This is a genomic window from Leclercia pneumoniae (assembly GCF_017348915.1).
Classification (GTDB): Bacteria; Pseudomonadota; Gammaproteobacteria; order Enterobacterales; family Enterobacteriaceae; genus Enterobacter; species Enterobacter pneumoniae.
This window is the reverse complement of sequence record NZ_CP071383.1, coordinates 435,356-458,108: the sequence shown is the minus strand read 5'-3', so window position 1 is coordinate 458,108 and position 22,753 is coordinate 435,356. Positions and strand designations below refer to the sequence as shown.

At 55.9% G+C, this 22,753-nt stretch carries 20 protein-coding genes; 7 read left to right on the top strand and 13 right to left on the bottom strand.

All coding sequences use genetic code 11. The features are described 5' to 3' along the window. Positions 1-16: 16 nt before the first annotated feature. Together cybC and pmbA are read right to left on the bottom strand one after the other, a co-directional pair. Entirely contained in the window at positions 17-403 is a 387-nt protein-coding gene (gene cybC / locus JZ655_RS02140; protein ID WP_040077446.1) for a cytochrome b562, read from the bottom strand. A 51-nt stretch (positions 404-454) separates the two neighbouring features. Beyond that, positions 455-1,807, bottom strand: coding sequence for a metalloprotease PmbA (gene pmbA / locus JZ655_RS02135; RefSeq protein WP_207292879.1), 1,353 nt, complete (start codon positions 1,805-1,807; stop codon positions 455-457). A gap of 95 nt (positions 1,808-1,902) precedes the next feature. Here pmbA and yjgA point away from each other — a divergent pair, with 95 nt between their 5' ends. The 3 genes from yjgA (at position 1,903) to JZ655_RS02120 (ending at position 3,868) form a co-directional block, all read left to right on the top strand. Continuing rightward, positions 1,903-2,454, top strand: coding sequence for a ribosome biogenesis factor YjgA (gene yjgA / locus JZ655_RS02130; RefSeq protein ID WP_040077448.1), 552 nt, complete (start codon positions 1,903-1,905; stop codon positions 2,452-2,454). Between the two features lie 519 nt (positions 2,455-2,973). Beyond that, on the top strand, positions 2,974-3,297 hold the full coding sequence (locus JZ655_RS02125) for a DUF5862 family protein (protein WP_052953290.1): 324 nt from the start codon (positions 2,974-2,976) through the stop codon (positions 3,295-3,297). A 247-nt stretch (positions 3,298-3,544) separates the two neighbouring features. After that, the gene (locus tag JZ655_RS02120; protein WP_207292878.1) at positions 3,545-3,868 is read left to right on the top strand and encodes a DUF5862 family protein; all 324 of its coding nucleotides are present in this window, start codon (positions 3,545-3,547) and stop codon (positions 3,866-3,868) included. 47 nt (positions 3,869-3,915) lie between these two features. Here the strand turns inward: JZ655_RS02120 and mpl are convergent, their stop codons facing one another. After that, entirely contained in the window at positions 3,916-5,286 is a 1,371-nt protein-coding gene (gene mpl, locus JZ655_RS02115) for a UDP-N-acetylmuramate:L-alanyl-gamma-D-glutamyl-meso-diaminopimelate ligase (RefSeq protein WP_046886418.1), read from the bottom strand. A gap of 199 nt (positions 5,287-5,485) precedes the next feature. Between mpl and fbp the strand changes: the two genes are divergently transcribed. Further along, on the top strand, positions 5,486-6,484 hold the full coding sequence (fbp, locus tag JZ655_RS02110; protein ID WP_040077452.1) for a class 1 fructose-bisphosphatase: 999 nt from the start codon (positions 5,486-5,488) through the stop codon (positions 6,482-6,484). Positions 6,485-6,734: 250 nt separating this feature from the next. Beyond that, complete coding sequence (locus JZ655_RS02105; protein WP_052452801.1) at positions 6,735-7,088, top strand: LysR family transcriptional regulator; 354 nt, start codon at positions 6,735-6,737, stop codon at positions 7,086-7,088. Here JZ655_RS02105 and JZ655_RS02100 read toward each other — a convergent pair. The 5 genes from JZ655_RS02100 to ytfQ form a co-directional block, all read right to left on the bottom strand. Continuing rightward, positions 7,063-8,631 (bottom strand): methyl-accepting chemotaxis protein, encoded by a 1,569-nt coding sequence (locus tag JZ655_RS02100; RefSeq protein WP_046886416.1) that lies wholly within the window; start codon positions 8,629-8,631, stop codon positions 7,063-7,065. The genes JZ655_RS02105 and JZ655_RS02100 overlap by 26 nt on opposite strands. Before the next feature lie 94 nt (positions 8,632-8,725). Further along, a complete protein-coding gene (yjfF, locus tag JZ655_RS02095) occupies positions 8,726-9,727 on the bottom strand; it encodes a galactofuranose ABC transporter, permease protein YjfF (protein ID WP_040077454.1) in 1,002 nt (333 codons plus the stop codon). Then, complete coding sequence (gene ytfT / locus JZ655_RS02090) at positions 9,714-10,736, bottom strand: galactofuranose ABC transporter, ATP-binding protein YtfT (RefSeq protein WP_040077455.1); 1,023 nt, start codon at positions 10,734-10,736, stop codon at positions 9,714-9,716. Before ytfT ends, yjfF begins: the two co-directional genes overlap by 14 nt. A gap of 13 nt (positions 10,737-10,749) precedes the next feature. Further along, positions 10,750-12,252, bottom strand: a complete 1,503-nt coding sequence (gene ytfR / locus JZ655_RS02085; RefSeq protein ID WP_040077456.1) for a galactofuranose ABC transporter, ATP-binding protein YtfR — start codon at positions 12,250-12,252, stop codon at positions 10,750-10,752. Between the two features lie 46 nt (positions 12,253-12,298). Next, positions 12,299-13,255: a galactofuranose ABC transporter substrate-binding protein YtfQ gene (ytfQ, locus tag JZ655_RS02080; protein WP_046886414.1), complete on the bottom strand. Its 957-nt coding sequence runs from the start codon at positions 13,253-13,255 to the stop codon at positions 12,299-12,301. A 309-nt stretch (positions 13,256-13,564) separates the two neighbouring features. On the opposite strand from ytfQ, the gene ppa reads away from it, so the two are divergent. Together ppa and JZ655_RS02070 are read left to right on the top strand one after the other, a co-directional pair. Continuing rightward, on the top strand, positions 13,565-14,095 hold the full coding sequence (ppa, locus tag JZ655_RS02075) for an inorganic diphosphatase (protein WP_040077459.1): 531 nt from the start codon (positions 13,565-13,567) through the stop codon (positions 14,093-14,095). A gap of 254 nt (positions 14,096-14,349) precedes the next feature. Beyond that, a complete protein-coding gene (locus tag JZ655_RS02070; RefSeq protein WP_207292877.1) occupies positions 14,350-15,933 on the top strand; it encodes a methyl-accepting chemotaxis protein in 1,584 nt (527 codons plus the stop codon). A gap of 36 nt (positions 15,934-15,969) precedes the next feature. Here JZ655_RS02070 and JZ655_RS02065 read toward each other — a convergent pair whose 3' ends face one another. The 5 genes from JZ655_RS02065 to tamA all read right to left on the bottom strand — a co-directional run bounded on the left by JZ655_RS02065 (position 15,970) and on the right by tamA (position 22,642). After that, positions 15,970-16,320, bottom strand: coding sequence for a type II toxin-antitoxin system ChpB family toxin (locus tag JZ655_RS02065; protein ID WP_207292876.1), 351 nt, complete (start codon positions 16,318-16,320; stop codon positions 15,970-15,972). Beyond that, positions 16,314-16,565, bottom strand: coding sequence for an AbrB/MazE/SpoVT family DNA-binding domain-containing protein (locus JZ655_RS02060; protein ID WP_040077462.1), 252 nt, complete (start codon positions 16,563-16,565; stop codon positions 16,314-16,316). Before JZ655_RS02060 ends, JZ655_RS02065 begins: the two co-directional genes overlap by 7 nt. Positions 16,566-16,788: 223 nt before the next feature. Further along, positions 16,789-17,133 carry a gamma-glutamylcyclotransferase family protein gene (locus JZ655_RS02055; RefSeq protein ID WP_040077463.1) on the bottom strand — a complete coding sequence of 115 codons (345 nt, stop codon included), beginning with the start codon at positions 17,131-17,133 and terminating at the stop codon, positions 16,789-16,791. Between the two features lie 2 nt (positions 17,134-17,135). Continuing rightward, the gene (gene tamB / locus JZ655_RS02050) at positions 17,136-20,912 is read right to left on the bottom strand and encodes an autotransporter assembly complex protein TamB (RefSeq protein ID WP_207292875.1); all 3,777 of its coding nucleotides are present in this window, start codon (positions 20,910-20,912) and stop codon (positions 17,136-17,138) included. Further along, positions 20,909-22,642 carry an autotransporter assembly complex protein TamA gene (gene tamA / locus JZ655_RS02045; protein ID WP_207292874.1) on the bottom strand — a complete coding sequence of 578 codons (1,734 nt, stop codon included), beginning with the start codon at positions 22,640-22,642 and terminating at the stop codon, positions 20,909-20,911. The genes tamB and tamA overlap by 4 nt, the downstream gene beginning before the upstream one ends. Between the last annotated feature and the right edge of the window lie 111 nt (positions 22,643-22,753).

Below are 22,753 nucleotides of genomic sequence, written 5' to 3'. Positions count from 1 at the left end.
CAGCTCAGGCACCCATTTAACGGAATTTTTTGTGGTTCTCATTGCGGGTGGCGGCAAACGCATCCGCAGCGGCCCGGGCCTCTTTCACTTTGCCTTCGTTAGCCAGTTTCAGTGCACCATCGATCTGACCGACCAGCGTCTCAAGACCCTGACGGTAATCTTTCATCTCTGCGCTATCGGGAGCTTTGTCTTCCAGCTTTGGCGGTGTCGCTTTCTGCGAATCGACCGCGGCGGCGCGCATCTTCGTTAATGCGGCTTTCATTTCATCCGCATTATCGGTTTTTTGCACCACTTTCAGATTTTCAGCGAGGGTATCCATGTTGTCTTCCAGATCGGCTGCGAAGACAGATGAACTCAACACCAGCGATGATGCCGCCAGGATAGCTAACAGGTTTTTACGCATTGCTCACTTCCTTTTTTTTGTTATTAAAAAAGCGCGCCGGGCGCGCTTGTTTTACTCACCAGCAATTTTCATCTCTGGTAACAGTACTGAACCACACTGAATATTGCTGCGTGTTTCGATATCGTTTCCGATCGTGACCATATTGCGCCACATATCTTTTAGATTTCCGGCGATGGTAATTTCGCTCACCGGGAACTGAATCTCGCCATTTTCTACCCAGAAACCGGCCGCGCCACGGGAGTAATCACCGGTAATACCGCTGACGCCCTGCCCCATCAGCTCGGTGACCACCAGCCCGGTGCCCATCTCTTTCAGCATCTGCTCGAAGCTCAGCCCCTGCCCTTCTATGCGCCAGTTATGAATGCCGCCCGCATGGCCGGTGCTTTTCAGCCCGAGTTTACGTGCCGAGTAGCTGGTGAGCAGCCACTGGGTGAGAATCCCCTCTTTGATGATATCGCGGCGTTCTGTGCGTACCCCTTCACTGTCGAACGGCGTTGAGGCCAGTCCTTTCAGCAGGTGTGGATGCTCTTCAATGGTGAGCCACTCCGGCAGGATCTGTTTGCCCAGCGAATCGAGGAGGAAAGTGGATTTGCGGTAGACCGCACCGCCGGCGATCGCCCCCACCAGGTGACCAAACAGACCGGTAGCGACTTCGTTGGCGAAGATCACCGGCGCTTTCATAGTAGAAAGTTTACGCGGCGCCAGGCGAGACAGCGTGCGGCGTGCGCACTCTTCACCCACCCATTCCGGCGTCTGTAAATCGCCGAAAGCCCGGCCAATGGTGTAGGCGTAATCGCGCTCCATGTCGCCGTTCTCTTCGGCAATCACGCAGCTCGACAGGGAGTGACGCGTCGAGCTATAGCCCTGCATCATGCCGTGGCTGTTGCCGAAAACTTTAATGCCGTAGTGGCTGTTAAAGCTGCCGCCTTCAGTATTGGTGATGCGTTTATCGGCTTTCAGCGAGGCCTGTTCGGCGCGGGCTGCCAGTTCGATCGCTTCGTCCGGCGAGATTTCTGCCGGGTGGAAGAGATCGAGATCCGGTGCATCAAAGGCCAGTAACTCTTTATCCGCGACGCCGGCGAAAGGATCCGGCGATGTGTAACGGGCAATATCCAGCGCTGCCTGAACAGTACGGGCGATGGCGTCCGGACTCAGGTCAGTAGAGGAGGCGCTGCCTTTGCGGTTTTGATGATAAACGGTGATGCCCAGCGCACCATCGCTATTAAATTCAACGTTTTCCACTTCACCATAGCGGGTGCTTACGCTGATGCCGGTGGTTTTGCTGACGGCGACTTCTGCCCCGTCGGATTTCCCTGAAGCCAGCTCCAGCGCCGTGGATACTGCGTCTTCCAGTGCTTTACGCTGCGCTGCAACTTGTGAGATCACTTTCATCGTAAATGCCATAATGTAAGGTGTAGTTAGCTGAAGTCTAACAGAGAACCGTTTCTCAGTACGCGTCTTAACTGGTAACATTAGCCTCTTTTTTTAAGGAGCCTGACATGACTAAGCAGCCCGACGACTGGCTCGACGACGTTCCCGGTGATGACATCGAAGACGAAGATGATGAGATCATCTGGGTCAGTAAAAGTGAAATTAAACGCGACGCCGAAGAGTTAAAACAGCTTGGCGCAGAAATGGTTGATCTGGGTAAGAACGCGCTGGATAAGATCCCGCTCGACCCGGACCTGCGTGCCGCCATTGAACTGGCACAAAAAATCAAAAAAGAAGGCCGTCGCCGCCAGCTGCAGCTGATTGGCAAAATGTTGCGCCAGCGCGACGTTGATCCTATCCGCCAGGCTCTTGATAAGCTGAAAAATCGCCACAACCAGCAGGTTGCCCTGTTCCATAAACTGGAGCAGATCCGCGATCGTTTGATTGAACAAGGTGATGACGCGGTACCGGAAGTTCTGAATCTGTGGCCGGAGGCGGATCGCCAGCAGTTGCGCTCGCTGATCCGTAACGCGAAGAAAGAGAAAGAAGGGAATAAGCCGCCGAAGTCTGCGCGTCTGATTTTCCAGTATCTGCGCGAGCTGGCCGAAAACGAAGAGTGATAAGCATTAAAGCGGTGCAGGCGTTTCCTGTACCGCTTTATTCACTGACTTAATTCACCTTTGCAATAAGACGATACAACCGAATAATTCAGAAATCACATCGACCATTTTTCAGTAAACAGTCACTATCAGTGCTGGCGAGCAATTAACCCCTGACCATACATTAAGAGACCCAGGCAATTTTTTTCATATAATCTTTTATAGCTGGGAAATTAACTTAAGGATGAGAATAACAAGGCACCGATTATTACTTCTTATTCTGAGATGTAAAATAATATTAGTGTGCTTTACCATCCAATAAATGCACTCTGTAGACCATTATAAATATAAGAACTGCTGATATAAAGCCTCTATCTCCACACTTCATATTCATATTTCATACGTGAAATAAAATCACACTCCTTCTCATCACTTCCATTCGTTGCTAACATTTTTTCGGCAAATTACGGGGTTTATTAAAATACGCGCTGTAATTTGTGTTTCACTCAGGATGAAATCAATTATCAATGGAGATAAATAATGCGTGAACTTAACATCATGGAAATGCAGGTCGTTAGCGCCGCCGCAGGTGAATTAACCGCTGACCAGCGTTTCGAAGGGGCTGTCTGGGGGTTTTTTGATGGCATTTCCACTGGCGTGGCCGTAGGCGGGAAGGTCAGCGGTGCGGGTGGATTAGTCATAGGCGGTATCAACCAGGCCGTCAGTGCAGTCATTGGTGTCGTTTGCGGCGCACTGTTTGGTGCTGTCGGTGGATTTATGGTGGGTCGCGAAGCTATCGCTGAGACCTGCCATGACTATCGCGCGACCTTTGGTCCTGCAAGTCAGGCATTTGGTACTATTTAAGCGCGTCTCGTGTTTCAGTGCACGGGGTCATCCCCGTGCATCTGGTTATCGTTGTAAATACATCCCATTAAATAAATATAAAATCCCCCAATTCATACTCATATTTCATATATGAAGCAACACGCACTCTCTTCTCATTCAATGTATTAGTTGCTAATCTTTTTTCCGCAAATTACTGGGCCAACTAAAAATGCTTTGTGATTTGTTTTTCACTCAGGAATAAATCAATTATCAATGGAGATAGAAAATGCGTGAAATTAATATTATCGAAATGCAGGTTGTTAGCGCCGCCGCAGGTGAATTAACCGCTGAACAGCGTTTCGAAGGGGCTGTCTGGGGTATTTTTGACGGCATTTCCACTGGCGTGGCCGTTGGTGGGAAAGTCAGTGGTGCCGGTGGATTACTTGTGGGGGGCATCAACCAGGCGGTAACCGCGGTCATTGGTGTCGTCTGCGGCGCACTGTTTGGCGCTGTAGGTGGATTTATGATGGGCCGTGAAGTCATTGCCGATACGCTGCATGACTATCGCGCAACCTTTGGTCCGGCGGGTCAGGCATTTGGCTCAATTTAAGTCATTTATGATGACCCTGCCTGAGGCAGGGTCATTTTTACCGTGACTTACTCTGCGGACGCCTTCTTCGCCAGCCCGTCCAGCAGCTTCTGATGGATCCCGCCGAACCCGCCGTTGCTCATCACCAGAATGTGATCGCCCGGCTGCGCGGTTTTCACCACCATCTCTGCCAGGGTATCCACATCCGCGCTCCAGTGCGCCGGCTGAATGCAGGCCTCGGCCACTTCCGCGACCTGCCACGGAATATGCTGCGGCTGCAACAGGAACACCTCATCGGCGCGGCCTAACGACGGCGCGAGATCGTCTTTGCAGATCCCCATTTTCATGGTGTTAGAGCGAGGCTCCAGCACCGCCAGAATACGCGCGGTACCGCCAACCTTGCCGCGCAGGGCTGCCAGCGTCGCCAGGATCGCGGTTGGGTGATGCGCGAAATCGTCATAGACCGTCACGCCATTGGCTTCGCCGCGCAATTCAAGGCGACGACGGGCATTCACGAAGGAACCCAGCGCGTTCGCCGCATCCGCAGGCAGCACACCCACGTGGCGGGCGGCGGCAATCGCCATCAGGCCATTGTGCATGTTGTGTTCGCCAACCAGGCCCCACTTCACTGCGCCCACTTTTTCACCGTCGAGCAGCACTTCCCACTCCGAGGCGTCGGTGGTCAGCTTTTTCGCCTGCCATTTGCCCTGCTCGCCAACCAGCTCTTGCTCGCTCCAGCAGCCCATCGCCAGCGTCTGCTTCAGGTTGATATCGCTCTCCGGCGAGATGATACGTCCCTGGCCAGGCACGATGCGCACCAGATGGTGGAACTGCTTCTGTATCGCTTTCAGGTCGTCGAAAATATCCGCGTGATCAAACTCAAGGTTATTGAGGATCAGGGTACGCGGGCAGTAGTGAACAAACTTGGAGCGCTTATCAAAGAACGCGCAGTCATATTCATCCGCTTCGATCACAAAGAATGGGCTCTCGCCCAGGCGGGCAGAAACGTCGAAATTACCCGGCACACCGCCGATCACAAAGCCCGGCTTGTAGCCGCAGGCTTCCAGAATCCAGGTAGCCATCCCGGCGGTGGTGGTTTTGCCATGTGTACCGGCAACGGCCACTACCCAGCGATCGCGCAGCACGAAGTCGTGCAGCCATTGCGGCCCTGACATGTAAGGAATGTTGCGTTCCAGCACGGCTTCAACGCAGGGGTTACCGCGCGTCATGGCATTACCAATGATCACCAGATCCGGCTGCGGATCGAGCTGGCTGGCATCATAGCCCTGAATGAGATCAATGCCCTGGTTCTCCAGAAGCGTGCTCATCGGCGGATACACATTGGCGTCCGAACCCGTCACTTCATGGCCAAGCGAGCGCGCCAGCATGGCCAGTCCGCCCATGAAAGTGCCACAAATCCCCAATATATGAATGCGCATACGTCACTATCCTTCTTCAATGTGGCGCACATTTTACTCATATGTCTAACAGGTGAGAAACGCATTTCAGGTAAATCTGTAATTTGCTGGCGCGATTCACCTCTGCGCTACTATTTGAATATTTGTTAAGATTGTTGGAGTTTTACCGCTTTATCATCATCCGATCGCTTTACTCAACATATGATGCAGGGAAAGTGTTATGAAAACGTTAGGTGAATTTATTGTCGAAAAGCAGCACGAGTTCTCTCATGCTACTGGTGAGCTCACTGCTTTGTTGTCGGCAATAAAGCTGGGCGCCAAGATCATCCATCGCGATATCAACAAGGCCGGTCTGGTCGATATCCTGGGTGCCAGCGGTGCTGAAAACGTTCAGGGCGAGGTTCAACAGAAACTTGATCTGTTCGCGAACGAAAAACTGAAAGCTGCACTGCGCGCGCGCGACATCGTGGCGGGTATCGCCTCTGAAGAAGAAGACGAGATCGTGGTCTTCGAAGGGTGTGAACACGCAAAATATGTCGTGCTGATGGATCCGCTGGATGGTTCCTCCAACATCGACGTTAACGTCTCCGTCGGGACGATCTTCTCTATTTATCGTCGCGTGACCCCGGTAGGCACTCCGGTCACCGAAGAGGATTTCCTGCAGCCGGGCAATCGCCAAGTGGCCGCAGGCTATGTGGTTTACGGCTCCTCCACCATGCTGGTCTACACCACCGGCTGCGGTGTGCACGCCTTTACCTACGACCCGTCTTTGGGCGTATTCTGTCTCTGCCAGGAGCGTATGCGCTTCCCGCAGAAAGGTAGCACCTACTCTATCAACGAAGGGAACTACATTAAATTCCCGAACGGCGTGAAGAAGTACATTAAGTTCTGCCAGGAAGAGGATAAAGCGACGCAGCGTCCTTATACCTCGCGCTATATCGGTTCTCTGGTGGCGGATTTCCACCGCAACCTGCTGAAGGGCGGGATTTACCTCTACCCAAGCACCGCCAGCCATCCGGAAGGGAAACTGCGTCTGCTGTATGAGTGCAACCCGATGGCCTTCCTTGCAGAGCAGGCGGGCGGTAAGGCCAGCGATGGCAAAGAGCGAATTCTGGACATTCAGCCCGAGAGCCTGCACCAGCGTCGCTCGTTCTTCGTCGGTAATGACCATATGGTTGACGATGTTGAACGCTTTATTCGGGAATTCCCGGATGCGTAACGCAGAATGTTAAAAGGGGCGACAGCCCCTTTATTTGTCAGCACCCCGCGCGATTTCTTTCGCACGCATTAAACAGATACTTCTTTGATTACCCTGCAAAAAGAAACACAACGCGCTTTGCGTTGAGTGAATTCTTCACGCTGATTTATATTTTAACGAGTATAAATACATATAAAAATCTCGCTATTATTACGGGTAACTTCCCCGCATTATTGCCCCGGTAAATACGCTTTGTTGGAACCGGCTGCTAATGAAAAATCTCTCACGCTCATCGACGGGTATCGATCTGAATTTAATTCCTGTTTTTATCGAAGTGGTTCGCTGCGGCAGCATGGCGAAGGCCTCATTACGGTTAAAAATGTCCCGCCCTGCGGTAAGCCTGGCATTAAAACGGTTTGGCTTGCTGTTTAGCGAGCCGCTGTTCACGCGCAAAGGGCTGTTTCTGGAACCGACCGCGGAAGCGCTGCGCCTGACCAACGAACTGGAGAAATTGCTGAGCCTGATTCATCAGAATCTGGCGGGGGAAGTGGCAACTGTAGAGGGCGTTCCGCCGCCTGTCGCGGCGGAACGCCTGCGTACTATGCCTGCTGCATCGACAGTTTAAAGGATGACATCGCTTCGATAAGTTCGCGGGACTGCTCTTCCAGCGAGCGCGTCGCCGCAGAGGATTGCTGCACCAGCGCCGCATTTTGTTGTGCGGTTTCATCCATCTGGCTAACGGCAATATTGACCTGCTCAATGCCCCGGCTCTGCTCCTGCGAAGCACTGGCGATTTCGCGCATCAGCTTTGTCATTCGCATCACTTCGTTGGCAATCTCATCCATGGTCTCGCCCGCCTGCTGCGCCAGCTCGCTGCCCTCGTTCACGTGTGACTGAGAATCACTAATAAGCAAGCGGATCTCTTTGGCGGCATCGGCGCTACGGCTCGCCAGATTGCGTACTTCCCCCGCCACGACCGCAAAGCCCCGGCCCTGCTCACCCGCACGAGCCGCTTCCACCGAGGCGTTCAGCGCCAGGATATTGGTCTGGAATGCGATACCGTCAATAACGCTAAGAATATCGGCAATACGGTCAGAACTGCCGGCGATATCGCGCATCTTCTCTATTACATAACAGACCATCTCGCTACCGCGGTCAGCGGTATCGGAGACGGTCTGCGCCAGCTGGTGGGCCTGATCGGCATTATCGGCGTTTTGCCGCACCGTAGCGGTGATCTCTTCCATACTGGCCGCCGTCTGCTCGAGCGAGGTCGCGGTCGATTCGGTCCGCTGGGCCAGGTGGTTGTTGCCCGCAGTCAGTTCGCGGCTGCCGGTATCAATCTGCGCACTGGCATCGCGCACCCGCAGCACCGACTCCATCAGGGACTGACGCATTATTTCGATGGCAGCATTCAGGCGGTTAATCTCCTGGCTGGCCGGGGCATTCAGGGCGTGGGTCAGATCGCCTGCCGCCACATGCTCTAACTGGGCAATCGAGCTTGAGAGGGGTTTCAGCAGCATATGGCGCAATGCCAGCCAGGCCAGCACGATAATACCCGCAGTCAGCAGCGCGGCTACGATGATGAGGATCATCACCCGATTTTTACTGGCCTGCACCGCCGCCACTTCAGCTTTGCCGCGGGTTTCGCTCCAGGCCTGAAAAGCCTGCATGTCGTTATTAAACTGACGCGCCACCGGTACCAGACTGTTTTCCAGCAGATCGTAGTAAGCATCGGCGCTCTGCTCATTCAGCGCAGCCTGCATCGGGGCGATCCCCTTCTCTTTATAGGCAGCAAAGCTCACTGCAACGCGCTTTAATAGCGCGTCACCCTGCGGATCGGTCACGCCACCGTCGATCACGGCTTTTAATGTTTTCTGTGCCTGGGCGAATTCAGCGTTGATGTTTTTCACCGATTTGGCGGCATCATCCAGTAACCCCACCTCCATCATGCGAACCGCCTGACCCGCTTCGTTGCGCGCGCGCAGGATCAGGGTGTAGCCCGCGTTCAGCTGGACTAGCTGTTCACCCTGTAGGTGGTTGATGCGCTGCAAAGAGGAGGAACTCTGTGTGAGGGCATAAATGCCAATACCGCTGACAAGCAGCAGCAGAAGGGTCATAACGGCCAGTAACGAAAGCAAGCCGGTACGAATCGATAGCGTTTTAAGCATGATGTTATTTCCGGTAGCGAGATATATCTGGACAGAAAGAAAGGTTATCGGCCGCTACCGGAAAAAGTTTATACTTTTGCGCAAATTCAGCAGGTTACTGCCTGGCTCCTGGGGTGCCCACCCGGGTGACCGGTGAGCTCTGGCGGTTCTCCCAGAGTACGGTCAGGCCACGCTGCAGAGCGATAAAGACAAACAGCAGAATGCCAATCGCAATCTTGGTCCACCACGAACTCAGGGTGCCGTCGAAGTTGATATAGGTCTGGATCAGCCCCTGGATTGCCACACCAAACAACGTCCCCAGTACCGTCCCGACACCGCCGCTCAACAGCGTACCGCCGATAACGACAGAGGCAATGGCGTCCAGTTCCACCCCAACCCCCGCCAGCGCGTAGCCCGCCTGGGTATAAATGGAGAAGACGATCCCCGCCAGCGTCGCCAGCCCGGTAGAGAGCATATAGATACGAATGGTGGTGCTACGGGTGGAGATCCCCATCAGGTTGGCTGAGGTCGCGCTACCGCCAATGGCATAAACTTCGTTACCAAAGCGGGTCCGGTGCGCGAGGAAGATCCCGATCACCACCACCCCCAGCATCACCAGGCCCAGAATGCTGAGCCGTCCGCCGCCGGGGATTTTCCACGCCAGGCTGGAGAGGGTGTCATAGATCGGGTGGTTAATGGGAATCGACTCTTCAGAGACCAGATAACTGACGCCGCGCAGGAAGAACATCCCCGCCAGGGTGATGATAAAGGCCGGGATCTTCAGGGCGTCGATCAGCAGCCCCATAAAAGCGCCGAAGGCACAGCCCATGATCAGCACCAGCGGGAACGCCAGCAGCGGTGAGATCCCCCAGAAGCCGATCGCCTTAGCGAGAAAAACGCCGGTGAAGGCGATCACCGAGCCGACCGAAAGATCAATCCCGCCGGAGAGGATCACAAAGGTCATCCCCACCGCAATAATGCCAAGAAACGCATTATCCGTCAGGATGTTGCAAATGACCCGCGTAGAGGCAAAGCCGGGGAATTGCGTCAGGCAGTAGAGATACCCCAGCACAAAGACGCCGAGGGTGATCATTAGCGGTAAGTTACGTTTTATCATGACCACGCATCCCCTTAATTATACTGATAAAGCGCGGTGACTGGACGATCAGCACACAGAGCACGACCACCGCTTTCACCACCTGATTGAGCTCCGGCGGGAATCCCGACAGCAGGATCCCGGTGTTCATCCCCTGAATAATCAGTGCACCAATTACCGACAGCAGCAGGTTAAAGCGCCCGCCCATCAGCGAGCCGCCGCCAATGACCACCGCCAGAATGGCGTCCAGCTCCAGCCAGAGGCCGGCGTTATTCGCATCGGCACCGCGTATATCTGCCGCGACAATCACCCCGGCAATGGCTGCACAGACGCCGCTCAGCACGTACGTCAGCATCACCATCAGGCGGGTACTGACTCCGGCGTTTTTTGCCGCGCGAATGTTAATCCCCACCGCTTCGATAAACATGCCGAGGGCCGTTTTGCGGGTGAAGAGCCAGAAGGCGATCAGCGTGACCACCACAATGATCACCGGAGTCGGGAAGAAGAGCAGCGAGCCGCTGCCGATCCAGGCCAGGTTCGGCGCATTAAAGGTGACGATCTGCCCAGAGGTGATCAACTGCGCCACTCCGCGTCCAGCCACCATCAAGATTAAGGTTGCCACGAAGGGCTGGATTTTGAGGATCGCCACCAGCACACCGTTCCATAGTCCTGCCAGCACGCCGGTGCCCAGCGTCACCAGCAGCACCACCGGCAGGCTATGCCCGGCCACGGTCATTGAGGCGGCGGTCGCGCCCGCGATCGCCATCACCGCCCCGACCGACAGGTCAATGCCGCCGGTGGCGATCACCAGCGTCATCCCGATGGCCAGCAGCGCCACCGGCGCGGCGCGGTTTAAAATATCAATCGGGCTGCCGAACAGACGGCCATCCTGCAACACAATCTGAAAGAAATGCGGCGCCACAAGGCTATCGACCACCAATACCAGCAGGAGCGCGATAATTTGCGGCATGCCGGTGGGCCAGGAAAAACGGCGTTTGGGCTGCCCGGTTTGGGGGACTGTACGAGACATCACGCTGGTCTCCTTATGCCGCGATGGCATTCATAATTGCCGGAACGGAAAGCGCATCCAGCGGGATCTCTGCCACCTGCTTGCGATCGCGCATAATGATGACGCGATCGGCGTAACCCACCAGCTCCTCCAGCTCGGACGAGATGACCAGCAGCGCCAGCCCGTCGGCACACAGGGTTTCGATCAGGCGAATGATCTCCGCATGCGCCCCCACGTCGATGCCACGCGTGGGCTCATCAAGGATCAGGAATTGCGGTTTGGTGAGAAGCCAGCGGGAGAGCAGCACTTTTTGCTGATTACCGCCGGAGAGGAATTCAATGGGCTGCTCGGCGCTGGGGGTGCGGATCCCTAGCTGGCGGATAAAGCGCTCAGCAATGGCGTTCTGCTCTTTACGTGGGATCGGGCGCAGCCAGCCGCGCTGGGCCTGCAGCGCCAGTATGATATTTTCCCGTACCGAGGCAGCGGCAATAATGCCGTCGGTTTTACGATCTTCCGGGCAGAAGCCAATCCCCAGACAGGAGGCGTGATGGGGAGATCGCAAGGTCTGCGGCTTGCCCTTGATCAGGGCCGTACCGCTATCGGCAGGCTTAATGCCAAAAATCACTTCAGCGGTTTCGGTGCGTCCGGAGCCTAACAGCCCCGCCAGGCCGACGATCTCACCGGGACGAACCTCCAGATCGAACGGCGCAATGGTCCCTTTTTTACCGTAGTCCTTAAATGCCGCCACGGGTTTATCGCTTAACAGCGTGCGGCCCGCGCGTTGCAACGCATGGGTGTCGAGTTCGCGCCCCAGCATCATTTTCACCAGCTCGATCTGCGGCAGTTCGCGGGTTTCGCGGCAACCGACAAAGCTTCCGTTACGCAGCACGGTAATGCGGTCGCTCACCGCATATACCTGATCGAGGAAGTGGGTGACGAAAATCAGGCTTACCCCCTGATCACGCAGCTGGCGCATCAGGGTGAAGAGCATTTCGACCTCCTGGGTATCGAGGCTGGCGGTGGGCTCGTCGAGGATCAGTACCTTCGCCGAGAGGTCGATAGCACGGCAGATGGCGACGATTTGCTGCATCGCCACGGAAAAGCGGTTGAGCGGCTCGCGCACGTCGAGCGAGAAGCCATAAGATTCCATCAGCCGGGTGGCGCGCGCCTCCATCTCTTTGCGGCGTAGCAGGCCAAAGCGTCTTGGTTCCCGACCAATAAACAGATTATCAGCCACCGACATGTTCGGCAGCAGATTCACCTCCTGGTAGACCGTGCCAATCCCCAGCTGCTGGGCATGGGCCGTATTTTTCGGAGAGATGGCGTTCCCTTCCAGCCAGATGGTACCCCGGTCGGCATGATAGACCCCGGTCAGCGCCTTGATGAGGGTCGATTTGCCGGCGCCGTTTTCACCCAGCAGCGCCATGATCTCCCCGCGACGCAGACTAAAGTCGACACCATCCAGCGCTTTGACGCCGGGGAAGTATTTACAGAGCCCCTCAGTGCGAAGGATTTCCTGATGTTGGTCAGTTGTCATAGTGTTCTCTCACCCTCTCCCCAACGGGGGAGAGGGAAGTAAAGACTCAGTAGCCCATATTTTTCTTTTTCTCTAACTCTTCTTTTGCAGTATCAGGCAGATAGAGAGTGGACTTGGTGATGGTGACTTTCTCTGGCAGGGTGCCGTCTTTCTTGAATTTTTCCAGCGCGTCGAAGGCCGGGCCCGCCATGTTCGGCGTCAGCTCGACGCTGGCATTGGCTTCACCGTCGATCATCGCTTTATAGATATCCGGTACGCCGTCGATGGAGCCGGTGAGGATATCTTTACCTGGCTTCAGACCCGCCTCTTTGATGGCCTGAATAGCCCCGATCACCATGTCATCGTTATGGGCGTAAACCATGCAGATGTTCTTGCCGTTGTTTTCCGCTTTGATAAAGCTCTCCATGACCTCTTTACCTTTACTGCGGGTAAAGTCGCCGGACTGAGAGCGGATGATTTTAATGTTTGGCGCTTTGGCGATGGCCTCGGCGAAGCCCTTCTTACGATCGATGGCGACGCTGGCGCCCACGGTCCCCTGCAGCTCCACTACGTTACAGGGCTTGCCGTTGACCTCTTTGATCAGCCATTCGCCTATTAATTGTCCTTCCAGAACGTTGTTGGCGGTGACGGTGGTCATATAGAGAGATTTGTCTTTGACGTCCACTGATCGGTCGAGCAAGAAGACCGGAATTTCAGCGTCTTTTGCCTCTTTCAAAACCGGTTCCCAGCCGGTCGCCACCACCGGCGCGATGAAGATGGCGTCAACGCCCTGCGCAATAAACGAACGCACAGCTTTGATCTGGTTTTCCTGCTTTTGCTGGCCGTCGGCAACCTTCAGCGTAATGCCGCGTTTCTCCGCCTCGCTTTTGGCGACGCTGGTCTCAGCGGCGCGCCAGCCGGACTCAGAGCCGACCTGCGAGAATCCTACGGTTAAAGGGGCGGCCATTGCCATAGACGACATGGCTGCCGAAACTGCTGTGACGAGAAGTAAGCGCTTCCACATAAGAACGTCCTCGTAGGGTAGTTTATTGTTGGGTAAAAGGTGTTCTGCGAACAAACTATAGCCAATGGCAGGTGTTACAGATTGCGTTACATCACACTTCGGAAAAGTGAATAAAACGTTAATCACAAGTTTGTAATCGCTTTCATCGAACCATTAAAAATGCGGCTGAGTTTATGGACATTCCTGTCATGAGAAGAGGCTGAAAAGGGCCCTGAGCAGGCAGAAGAGACGAAAACAGGCAAAGACATTCAGCGTGAGTTGGCTATAATACTCGCCACTTGTTTGCCAATCATTTTAAAGGACACAGACATGAGCTTACTCAACGTCCCTGCGGGTAAAGAACTGCCAGAAGACATCTATGTAGTTATCGAAATCCCGGCTAACGCCGATCCGATCAAATACGAAATCGACAAAGACACCGGCGCACTGTTTGTTGACCGTTTCATGTCTACCGCGATGTTCTATCCGTGCAACTACGGCTACATCAATAACACCCTGTCTCTGGATGGTGACCCGGTTGACGTTCTGGTCCCTACGCCGTACCCACTGCAGCCAGGCTCAGTGATTCGCTGCCGTCCGGTTGGCGTGCTGAAAATGACTGACGAAGCGGGCGAAGATGCGAAGCTGGTTGCTGTACCGCACACCAAACTGAGCAAAGAGTACGATCACATTAAAGATGTGAACGACCTGCCAGAGCTGCTGAAAGCGCAGATCTCCCACTTCTTCGAGCACTACAAAGATCTCGAGAAAGGCAAATGGGTTAAAGTTGACGGCTGGGACAACGCAGAAGCGGCGAAAGCTGAGATCGTTGCCTCCTTCGAGCGCGCAGCGAAGAAGTAATGCTTTCCTGATTATAAGACCCCGATACGTCGGGGTTTTTTTTTGCCTGTATACCTGAGCCTCGCCTCCGCCCCCCGCCAAAGTGAAATGTCACGAAATTGTCACAAAGCACTTTTCCCTATCAGTATTAATTAGATAACGCTTTCCCCCTGCCCTAATGCCGGGTTACTGCCATAAAGTCTGCCTGATGCGGGTCGATATCTTCGGGACGTGATCGCGATCGCTTTATTACCTACAGGGAATCCCCGCTACAGATGAAACTCAACACACTCACCATCGGCCAACGACTGGGGCTGCTGGCCTCGCTGCTCCTGCTTGCGACGTTATTTATCGGTTTGCGTGGGTTGGCGATAAACAGCAACAGCCTGACGCAGAATGAACAGATTATGACGATGGAACAGACCATTACCGAGAGCATTGATACCGCGCGTAATGCGCAGGTGCAGTTCAAGATCCAGGTTCAGGAGTGGAAGAACACCCTGCTGCGCGGGGCTCAGGGGCAGGCGGCGTTCGATAAATATAAAGCGGCCTTTATTCGCGAGAGCCAGAACACCCAGGCGCTCTTAACGCACCTGAGCGAACTGCTGCCGAAAATCGGGATGGATAATCAGCAGGTGCTGGCGACACGGGCGATCCACGCCGGGCTGCAGCAGCAGTATCTGTCGGCGCTGAACGCCTATCGGGTGGGTGATGTGACCAGCGCACAGGAGGTGGATAAACAGGTGACCGGCATTGACCGCGAGCCGACAAAAAGGATCGACGAGGTGGTTGCCCAAACGCTGGCCCACGCAAAAGCGCTCCACCAGCACACCATTGCCCAGAACCAGGCGCGCTTTCAGGAGACGCGCTGGATGCTCCTGCTGGCCATGGCGTTGACGCTCGCGGCAGGACTGCTGGTAACCTGGTGGCTGATTCGCAGTATTACCCGCCCGCTGGCACAGGCAGTGAGCATTGCCCGCACCGTGGCGGCCGGCGATTTGCAGTCACGCTTTACCATTGCCGGTCGCGATGAGACCGCCGAACTGATGCGCGCACTGCAGGAGATGAACGTCAATCTGACGCGCATTGTCTCTGGCGTGCGTAGCGGCACCGAGACCATCGCCACCGCCTCAGCACAAATTGCCAGCGGTAGCCATGAGCTCTCTTCGCGAAATGAAGCCCAGGCCAGCGCGCTGGAGCAGACAGCCGCCTCGATGGAGGAGTTGACGTCGGTGGTGAAGAGCAACGCAGAGAATTCGCAGACTGCCAGCGATCTCGCCCGTAGCGCCCATCAGGTAGCCCGGCAGGGTGAGCAAGCGGTGGAACGCGCGGTACAGACCATGAACGAGATTCATAACTTCTCCAGCGAAATCAACACCATTATTAGCATGATCGACAGTATCGCCTTCCAGACCAATATTCTGGCGCTGAACGCCGCCGTCGAAGCCGCCCGTGCCGGTAGCGAAGGGCGAGGCTTTGCGGTGGTGGCGGCGGAAGTGCGTGCCCTGGCGCAACGCTCCGCGGCTGCGGCGAAAGAGATTCGGGTGTTGATCGACCGCTCGGTCAGTCGCATCGACGAAGGGAACGGCCAGGTGAAAGAGGCCGGCGCGGCAATGGCAGATATCCTGCACAGCGTGAGTAAAGTGAGCGAGCTGATCGAGGCGATTTCTCATGCCAGCCATGAACAGAGCAACGGGATCGACCAGGTCAACGTGGCAGTCACCCATATGGACACCGCCACGCAGCAGAATGCGACGCTCTCGCAGGAGTCCTCAGCCGCGGCCAGGGCCATGCACCGCCAGGCGGAGCAGCTGCTGGACACGGTGCAGATCTTTAAGCTGCGCCAGGAAGGGAATTAAAAAAACAACGCCACCCGAGGGTGGCATTTACCTGAGTCAGTCGATAATGGCCTGCAGACGCAGCAGGGCATCCTCTACGACCTCATCCGTTGCGATGGCGATCTTTTTCGCCTGCCGGGCATGCAGATCCATCATCCGGAGCTGATTAACCAGCACGGCCCCCTGCACATCCCCCTCTTCGCAGCTTACAGGCACGGCAAACCCGGCGTAGCGGGCATAACTACCGCCCTGCGTAATGGGGGCCACCAGCACCATACCGGTCTGATTAAACGTACTGAGGGAAAGCACCAGCGCTGGCCGACCAGCGCCTTGCTGTTCATGGCCGTTTGCAGGAGAAAAGTTGACCAGCACGATATCGCCCCGATCGTACGTCAACGCCCTCACCATACTTCATTGCCCATCGGCCCTGCATTGCCCCACAGTTCATCTTCCGTGGCGGGCGCCGCGTTCGGATCGCACTGCGCCAGCAGTTCTTCAAGGGTGTAACGCTTACTGAGAGGTTTAAGTACCACCTGATTATCAACGACCTGAGCTTCCATACTCTGTCCCACCTGCATGTTAAGTTCTTTCATGATGGCGCCGGGGATGATGACCCCAGCGCTATTTCCCCATTTCTTAATCGTAATACGCATAACCCCTCCAGATTATACAAAGTATAACTCCTGAGAAGATATTATCCGTTTTACGCGAGGTTTTTTGTGCGCGCCAGCAGAAAAAGTGTCTTGTTCAACATTCGGGAAAGCGTTACGCAAGAATTTACAATGAGGTGAGCCGTTTCCCGGCCAATCGCGAGTGCCATCGCAAAAAACAACGCCACCCGAGGGTGGCGTTGTTCATTTCAATCTTCAAGCGGGGTCAGTACTGGTCTCTGTCTAACCAATTGCCGCTTTCAATCAGCGTTAAGCCTTCGACCGGACGTTGGTACACGTACATCCATGCACTCCCGTATGGCGTCTGGATCAACTGGCGTGCATATTCACCGCCCCTGGTGCGCAAGGCATCAAGTTCGGCTAGCGTGGCATTATCAATGCGGTAGACCTCACCTTGTACCGTTCCGTTTCCCGGAACCGCGCCTGGATAGTGGCCCAGACTGTACAACTGGTAGTTCTCGACATTGTAATTACCCAGCAACTGGGCGTTGGTCATCCAGTGGCTGTTGCCTTGCTTGGTTCGTAAACTGCCGTAGACAAATATTCGCATTGCTAAAACTCAAACTGATAGAGCAGATCGAGTGCCTGGTCTACGCCAGACACCGCTTCCAGATATAGCTTAGGCATCAGGCGATAGCGTAACGTGAGAGTCGCTAAGGAGTCAAAGATCCCCACACCGTATTTTACCTGCAGACCCGGCAGAACATAGCCGCTGACCACCACCTGCGAGGAGTCACCGCCCCCCTGGGTGTCCAGCGCCAGATTGCTTACGCCAAACGTCTCGCCGATTTTACCCACAACCTGCCCACTTTGTGCAACCCCCAGGCCAACTAACATTGAGGTCATAGCAGCACTGTCGCTCTGGTTGCTGTCCAGCCCCTGGCCGCGCAGCAGGTAAGAGAGCGCTTCCTGTTGCGACATCGCCGGGTCAGAGAAGATCTCCGCTTTCGGTTCGTCGGCGGTGCCGGTTACCCGCACTCCGGCAATCACGTCATTTTCTGTCGACTCCGGATTACGGATCGCTTCAATATTCAGCAGCGGCTGGTCCGGCGGGCCAGAGAAGAGCAGCTCGCCTTTACGCACAAGCAGATCCTGGCCGTAGGCATGGAAGCGCCCTTCCGGAATATTGATCTGTCCGTTAAGCCCCAGCCCCTGCTTATCCTGGGCTACCTTCAGGTCGCCGGTAAGGCGGGCCTTCAGGCCAAAGGCATCCAGACGCACGTTGTTGCCTACGTGGACTATCAGGTTGCTGTTAATCGGGATGCCCGCGCTCTGCGCCTCTTTGGGCTGCAGATTGTTATCAAGCATCACCTCGTCGCTGGAGACGCCCACCGCGCTCTCTGGCAGGTCGTGCACCACGATTCGCGCCCAGGGCACATCCACACGACCATCGAGGGTGAAGAGGCTCGGCGTCGCTTCAAATACCACGTCCGGCGAGACATCCAGCCGCACCATTGGCGGCACCGTGATACGCACCTTGCTGCCCTTCGCGGCCACCCGCGCGCGCCAGTTATCAAGCTGGCTCCAGTCCGCATCGCCGCTCAGGTTGATCTGCCTCTGCTGCGTGCGCACGACCCCGGCAAGCGTCGAACTCATGCCGTTGAAGTTCATCGCGAGCTGGCTTGGCTGCATATCAAACGGCATAAAGTTACCGTCGATGTCCACGCCGTTCAGCTGCATCTGGCCAAACAGCTGCGGGCTCTGCGCATTCCCCGCCAGGCGCAGGTTGGCATTCAGCATCCCCGCCGCCTTTTCGCCGCGTGAGAAGATGGTGTTGACCATCGCCAGGTTGAGGTTGCGAATATTGACGTTGCCGCCCAGATTACGCTGCCCCTGTGGATCGCTTATCTGCACCTGACCATCGAGTTGGCCGTTGTTGACCAGACGAATTAACCACTCCAGCTGGGCGCGGTTGTTGTGCAGATCGGCACGCAGGTTGAGCGTACTGAAGTCCAGCGGCAGCGGTGCACCATTGACCTCCTGCGACACCTTCACGTTTCGTCCGGCAAGCGTCACGCTGCCCTGTGGCAGGCCCGGTTTGGTGGTATCCCACGCCACATCCGCTTTACCGCTGAATACGCCGCTCGCCTGCGTCGTCTCGGGCATAAAGGGTTTCAGCATCGCCAGGTCGAAGCGGTTCAGATTCACGACCGCGCGACCTTCGGCACCGGCATCAACGGCCTGAGGGAGACACAGCTCGGCGTTCGGGTTGGTCCAGCAGTGCGGGCCAATGCTGATTTTTTGTTCCGCGTTGCGGTAATCCAGCGCGACAGAGCGGGAGAGCGCCACCGGCCCCACCGGGGTGGTGAAGCGGGTGTTATCCAGCGTGCCTTTCCAGCGCTGCGCCTGACGGTCAAAGCTGCCGGTCAGATGCAGCTGGCCGGCAACCGGCTCACCCTGCACCCGCAGCTGGAGATCGTGCTGCTTCTCGCTGCCTTTGGCCTGCAGGGTCACCAGACTCAGATTGACGCTCGGCTGAGCAATGCGCTCAACGCGCAGGTTCAGGTTACCGGCAATCTGATCGGTGGATTTTACGTCGCCCTCTACGCGCACGCGGGCCACGGAGAGTTCTTGCCAGCGCAGGTTATTGGCGGTGATATCCGCCAGCAGCTGCGGCGCCTCTACCGTACCGCGCACTTTCACCAGTCCTTTGGCCGTACCGCCTAGCCCTGGCAGGGCGTTATCCAGATTGGGCGCATCAATAGTGGCGTCGAGGTTGAGGTCTTTTACCCCTAGCTCGCCTTTGATATCCGCGTTATTACGTCCCAGCGCCACGTGCAGCCCCGGGATAGTCCACTGGAGATAGCTGTTGCCCTTCAGGGAACCATCAACTTTGACCTTGTTCTGTTTCACGTTGCCGGCCAGCTTGATCTCCGGCACGTCCATTTGCCAGGTCCCGCCGTACAGACTGCCGCGCGTTTTGATCAGCCCGTCGAGCTTCGATGGCCACTCCGGGAACTCTTTTGCCGTATTAATACCTGCCAGCTTCAGCTCACCACGCCAGCTGATAGCCTGCTGCCAGTCGAGGAGTGCCGTCAGTTCGGTTTTGCCTTCCAGCGCCGCCACGGTGAGCTTATCGAGGTTAACCTGCTGCTCATTGCCCTTTGCATCAAGGGTAATGGTCTCGGGCGGTAAACCTTCGCCCTTCACCGCCGTGCGGAACGACAGGGTGTAATCGGTCATTTTGCCGCTGAGCTTCAGCTTCAGATCATCGGCCTGGTACTGCTTCTCACCGGTGAATGGCCAGTAGAGTTGCTCGCTTACCAGCTCCAGATTGAGCGGCAGGCCGGCTTCGGCAAGGCGGGTCTGGCCGCGCAGCACCATATCCACCGGGCCAGAGAGATTAACGCCAAATTCCAGCTGGTCGCGCAGGGCACCGCCTACCTTCAGCTTCACCTTCTCGCCTTTGAGCGGATCGATATTGAGGGCGCTATTAAGGGTGATATTTACCGGCCAGTTATCACGCAGCAGCGCATTGCCGGTCGCATTCACGCTCCCCTGGTTGGTATCGATATCCAGCGCATTGAGCTTCATGTTGCCGTCAATGCTGCTGACTTTAAGCAGCATGTTAAAGACGGTCAGGTCGGTGTCACCGGTCAGGCGCAGCTGCTCGCCCTTAAATTCTTCGATATTAAGATTGAGCGGCAGATGAACGTCGGTCATCTCCGGCAGAACCGGTTTTGAGAAGAGATCCTTCAGCGTCTCGCCAAGCGGTTTTTCCTCCGGCTGCGGCTTCTGAATTTTTGGATCGACAATCTCTTCCTGCGCCACGTCGGCCACTTTTGGCAGGGCAATCAAGAGCCCCTGTAACGAGGTCGGGGTCAGGGTCAGGTTTTTCTCCTGCCAGCGCAGGCCGGACGTGAAGTCCATCACCGAGACCGTGGTATCGTCGATTTTGACGTTAACGTTGTTCAACGCCACCCGATAAAGGGCGATTTCATACGGCGTAGAGAGGTTCAGCGGGCCGCTGTCCTCCTCTTCTGGCGGCGCCGATTTCGGCATTTTGCTTGAATCAATCGCCACGTTGACGTCTTTAAGCGAGAGGTCATTGACGCAAAGTTTGCTGTCGCGCAAACAGCCCAGCTTCACCGCAAGGTGAAAATCGCCCGCATTTACAGCCACGCCCGGCTGGGTATAACGCACGTTCCTCAAATGCAGATCGCGCCAGCCGCCGGTCACCTGGCCAATTTCCAGCCCCGGTACCCAGCGGTTCGCCGCCTTAAACAGTACATGCAGGCCGCTGGTGGTGCCCACCAGGAAGGCCACCGTCCCCAGCAGCAGCAGAATAAAAATCAGTACGCCGAGGCTTATCTTCTTCCATAAACTCATAATTCTGGCCCCAGACCGATATAAAACTGCAGATCGTGGTTGTCTTTGTCACCTATCGGCACGGCAAAGTCGAGCTTGATCGGCCCCACCGGCGATTCCCAGCGCACGCCAACCCCGGCGCCGGTTTTAAAATCGCTACGGCGAATGTCACTCACCGCTTCGCCGCTGTCGATGAAGGTCGCCCCCCACCACTTACCTGTCACGTTATATTGATACTCCAGCGAGCCGGTGGCCAGCTTCGAGGCCCCGATCAGCTTGCCTTCGTTATCTTCCGGCGCGATGGATTTGTATTTATAGCCGCGAATACTGCGGTCACCACCGGCGAAGAAACGCAGGTCGGGCGGCACCTTGTCGAAATCGCCGGTTTCGATCCAGCCCAGATTACCGCGGACCACAAAGCGGTGGCGATCGTAGAGGGTGCGAATCCAGGCGTTCTGGGCCTGCACGACCACAAAGTCCACGTCGGAGCCCCAGGCGCTATTGGAGTAATCCACCGAGTAACGCTGAGAATCCCCCCACGTCGGCATCAGGCCGCCGCGGGAGCGTGTACGGCTAATCATGACCCCCGGGTAGAGCAGCATCGTGGTGTTAGTCACGTTCGCCTGGGTAAAGTGATCGAGACTCCAGCGCAGGTTAATCGCCCGCAGCCAGCCGCTGGAGAGATCCCAGTAGCGCGATATGGCAAGGGTGGTGGAGTCTGCCTCGGTGTCGTTCAGATCGGTACGCTTGAATCCGCCCTGCAGCAGGTAATATTGCTCCAGCGGGTTTTTCAGCAGCGGCATTTTATAGCTGAAATCGAGTTGCTGCTCCGGGGCCGAGATGCTGGCGCTGGTGGTTAGGCTGTGGCCGTAGGAGTTCATCCACGGTTTTTTCCAGGTCGCTTTAACGCGCGGCCCGACGTCCGTGGAGTAACCTACCCCGGTTTCAATGGTGTTTTCGGTGCGGGGTGAGACCACGCCGTGCAGCGGTAATACCTTGCTCTGACGAGCTTTGTCGAACTCGGGTGCCACCACTACTGAGTTAAACCAGCCGGTAGCGGAAAGACGCCGGTTCAGTTCGGCCAGGTCTTTTGACTCATAGAAATCCCCCTCTTTAAAGGGGATTAAGTTTTGCAGGTATTCGTCGCGGATTTGCGACCCTTCAAAGGTGACATCGCCAAAACGGTAGCGTTGGCCGCTGTCGTAGTCGATATCCCAGAAAGCCTGATGCCGGTCCAGGGCGATGCCTAACTGGCTCTTATTAAACTGGCTGTCGAAGTAACCTTTGCGCAAGGCGACACGGGTGAGATTTTTTTTGAAACCTTCGTAGTCGGAATGGTTCAGCACCGTGCCGATAGCCGGACGATCGTGCAATAACTTAATGTAATCCTGATCGTCACGCGCTCCACCGCGCAGCACCACGTCGGTGCCGCCAATTTTTACCGGCTCGCCCGGCGAGACGCGGGCAATCAGCACCTGGCGCCCTTTAGCCGGCGGCGGGCGAAGATCAAATTCGATGGTGGGTTCGTAATAACCCAACGCTTTTAACCCTTCGCGGATGGCATCGTCCACGCGTGCGCGAAAGCGCCTGTCTGGCGTGACTTCATCACTTTCGATGGTCGAAAGCTGCGCTCGCACGTTTTTTTGCAGCGCACCGGTTAACCCTTCAACCTGCAAACGGACATTCGCCGCGCTGGCGACTCCGCTTGTCAGCAATAAACTGACCAAACATAACTGGCGGATCTTTGGCACGTTTTCTCCTGAATATCCTTGTTTCCACCCTGGAAGCATTTGAAGTGCCGCTCCGCGGCGTATCACGGCATAGAGCCCAAAACCCGTTTAGTGGGTTGAAAAATGGCTGAG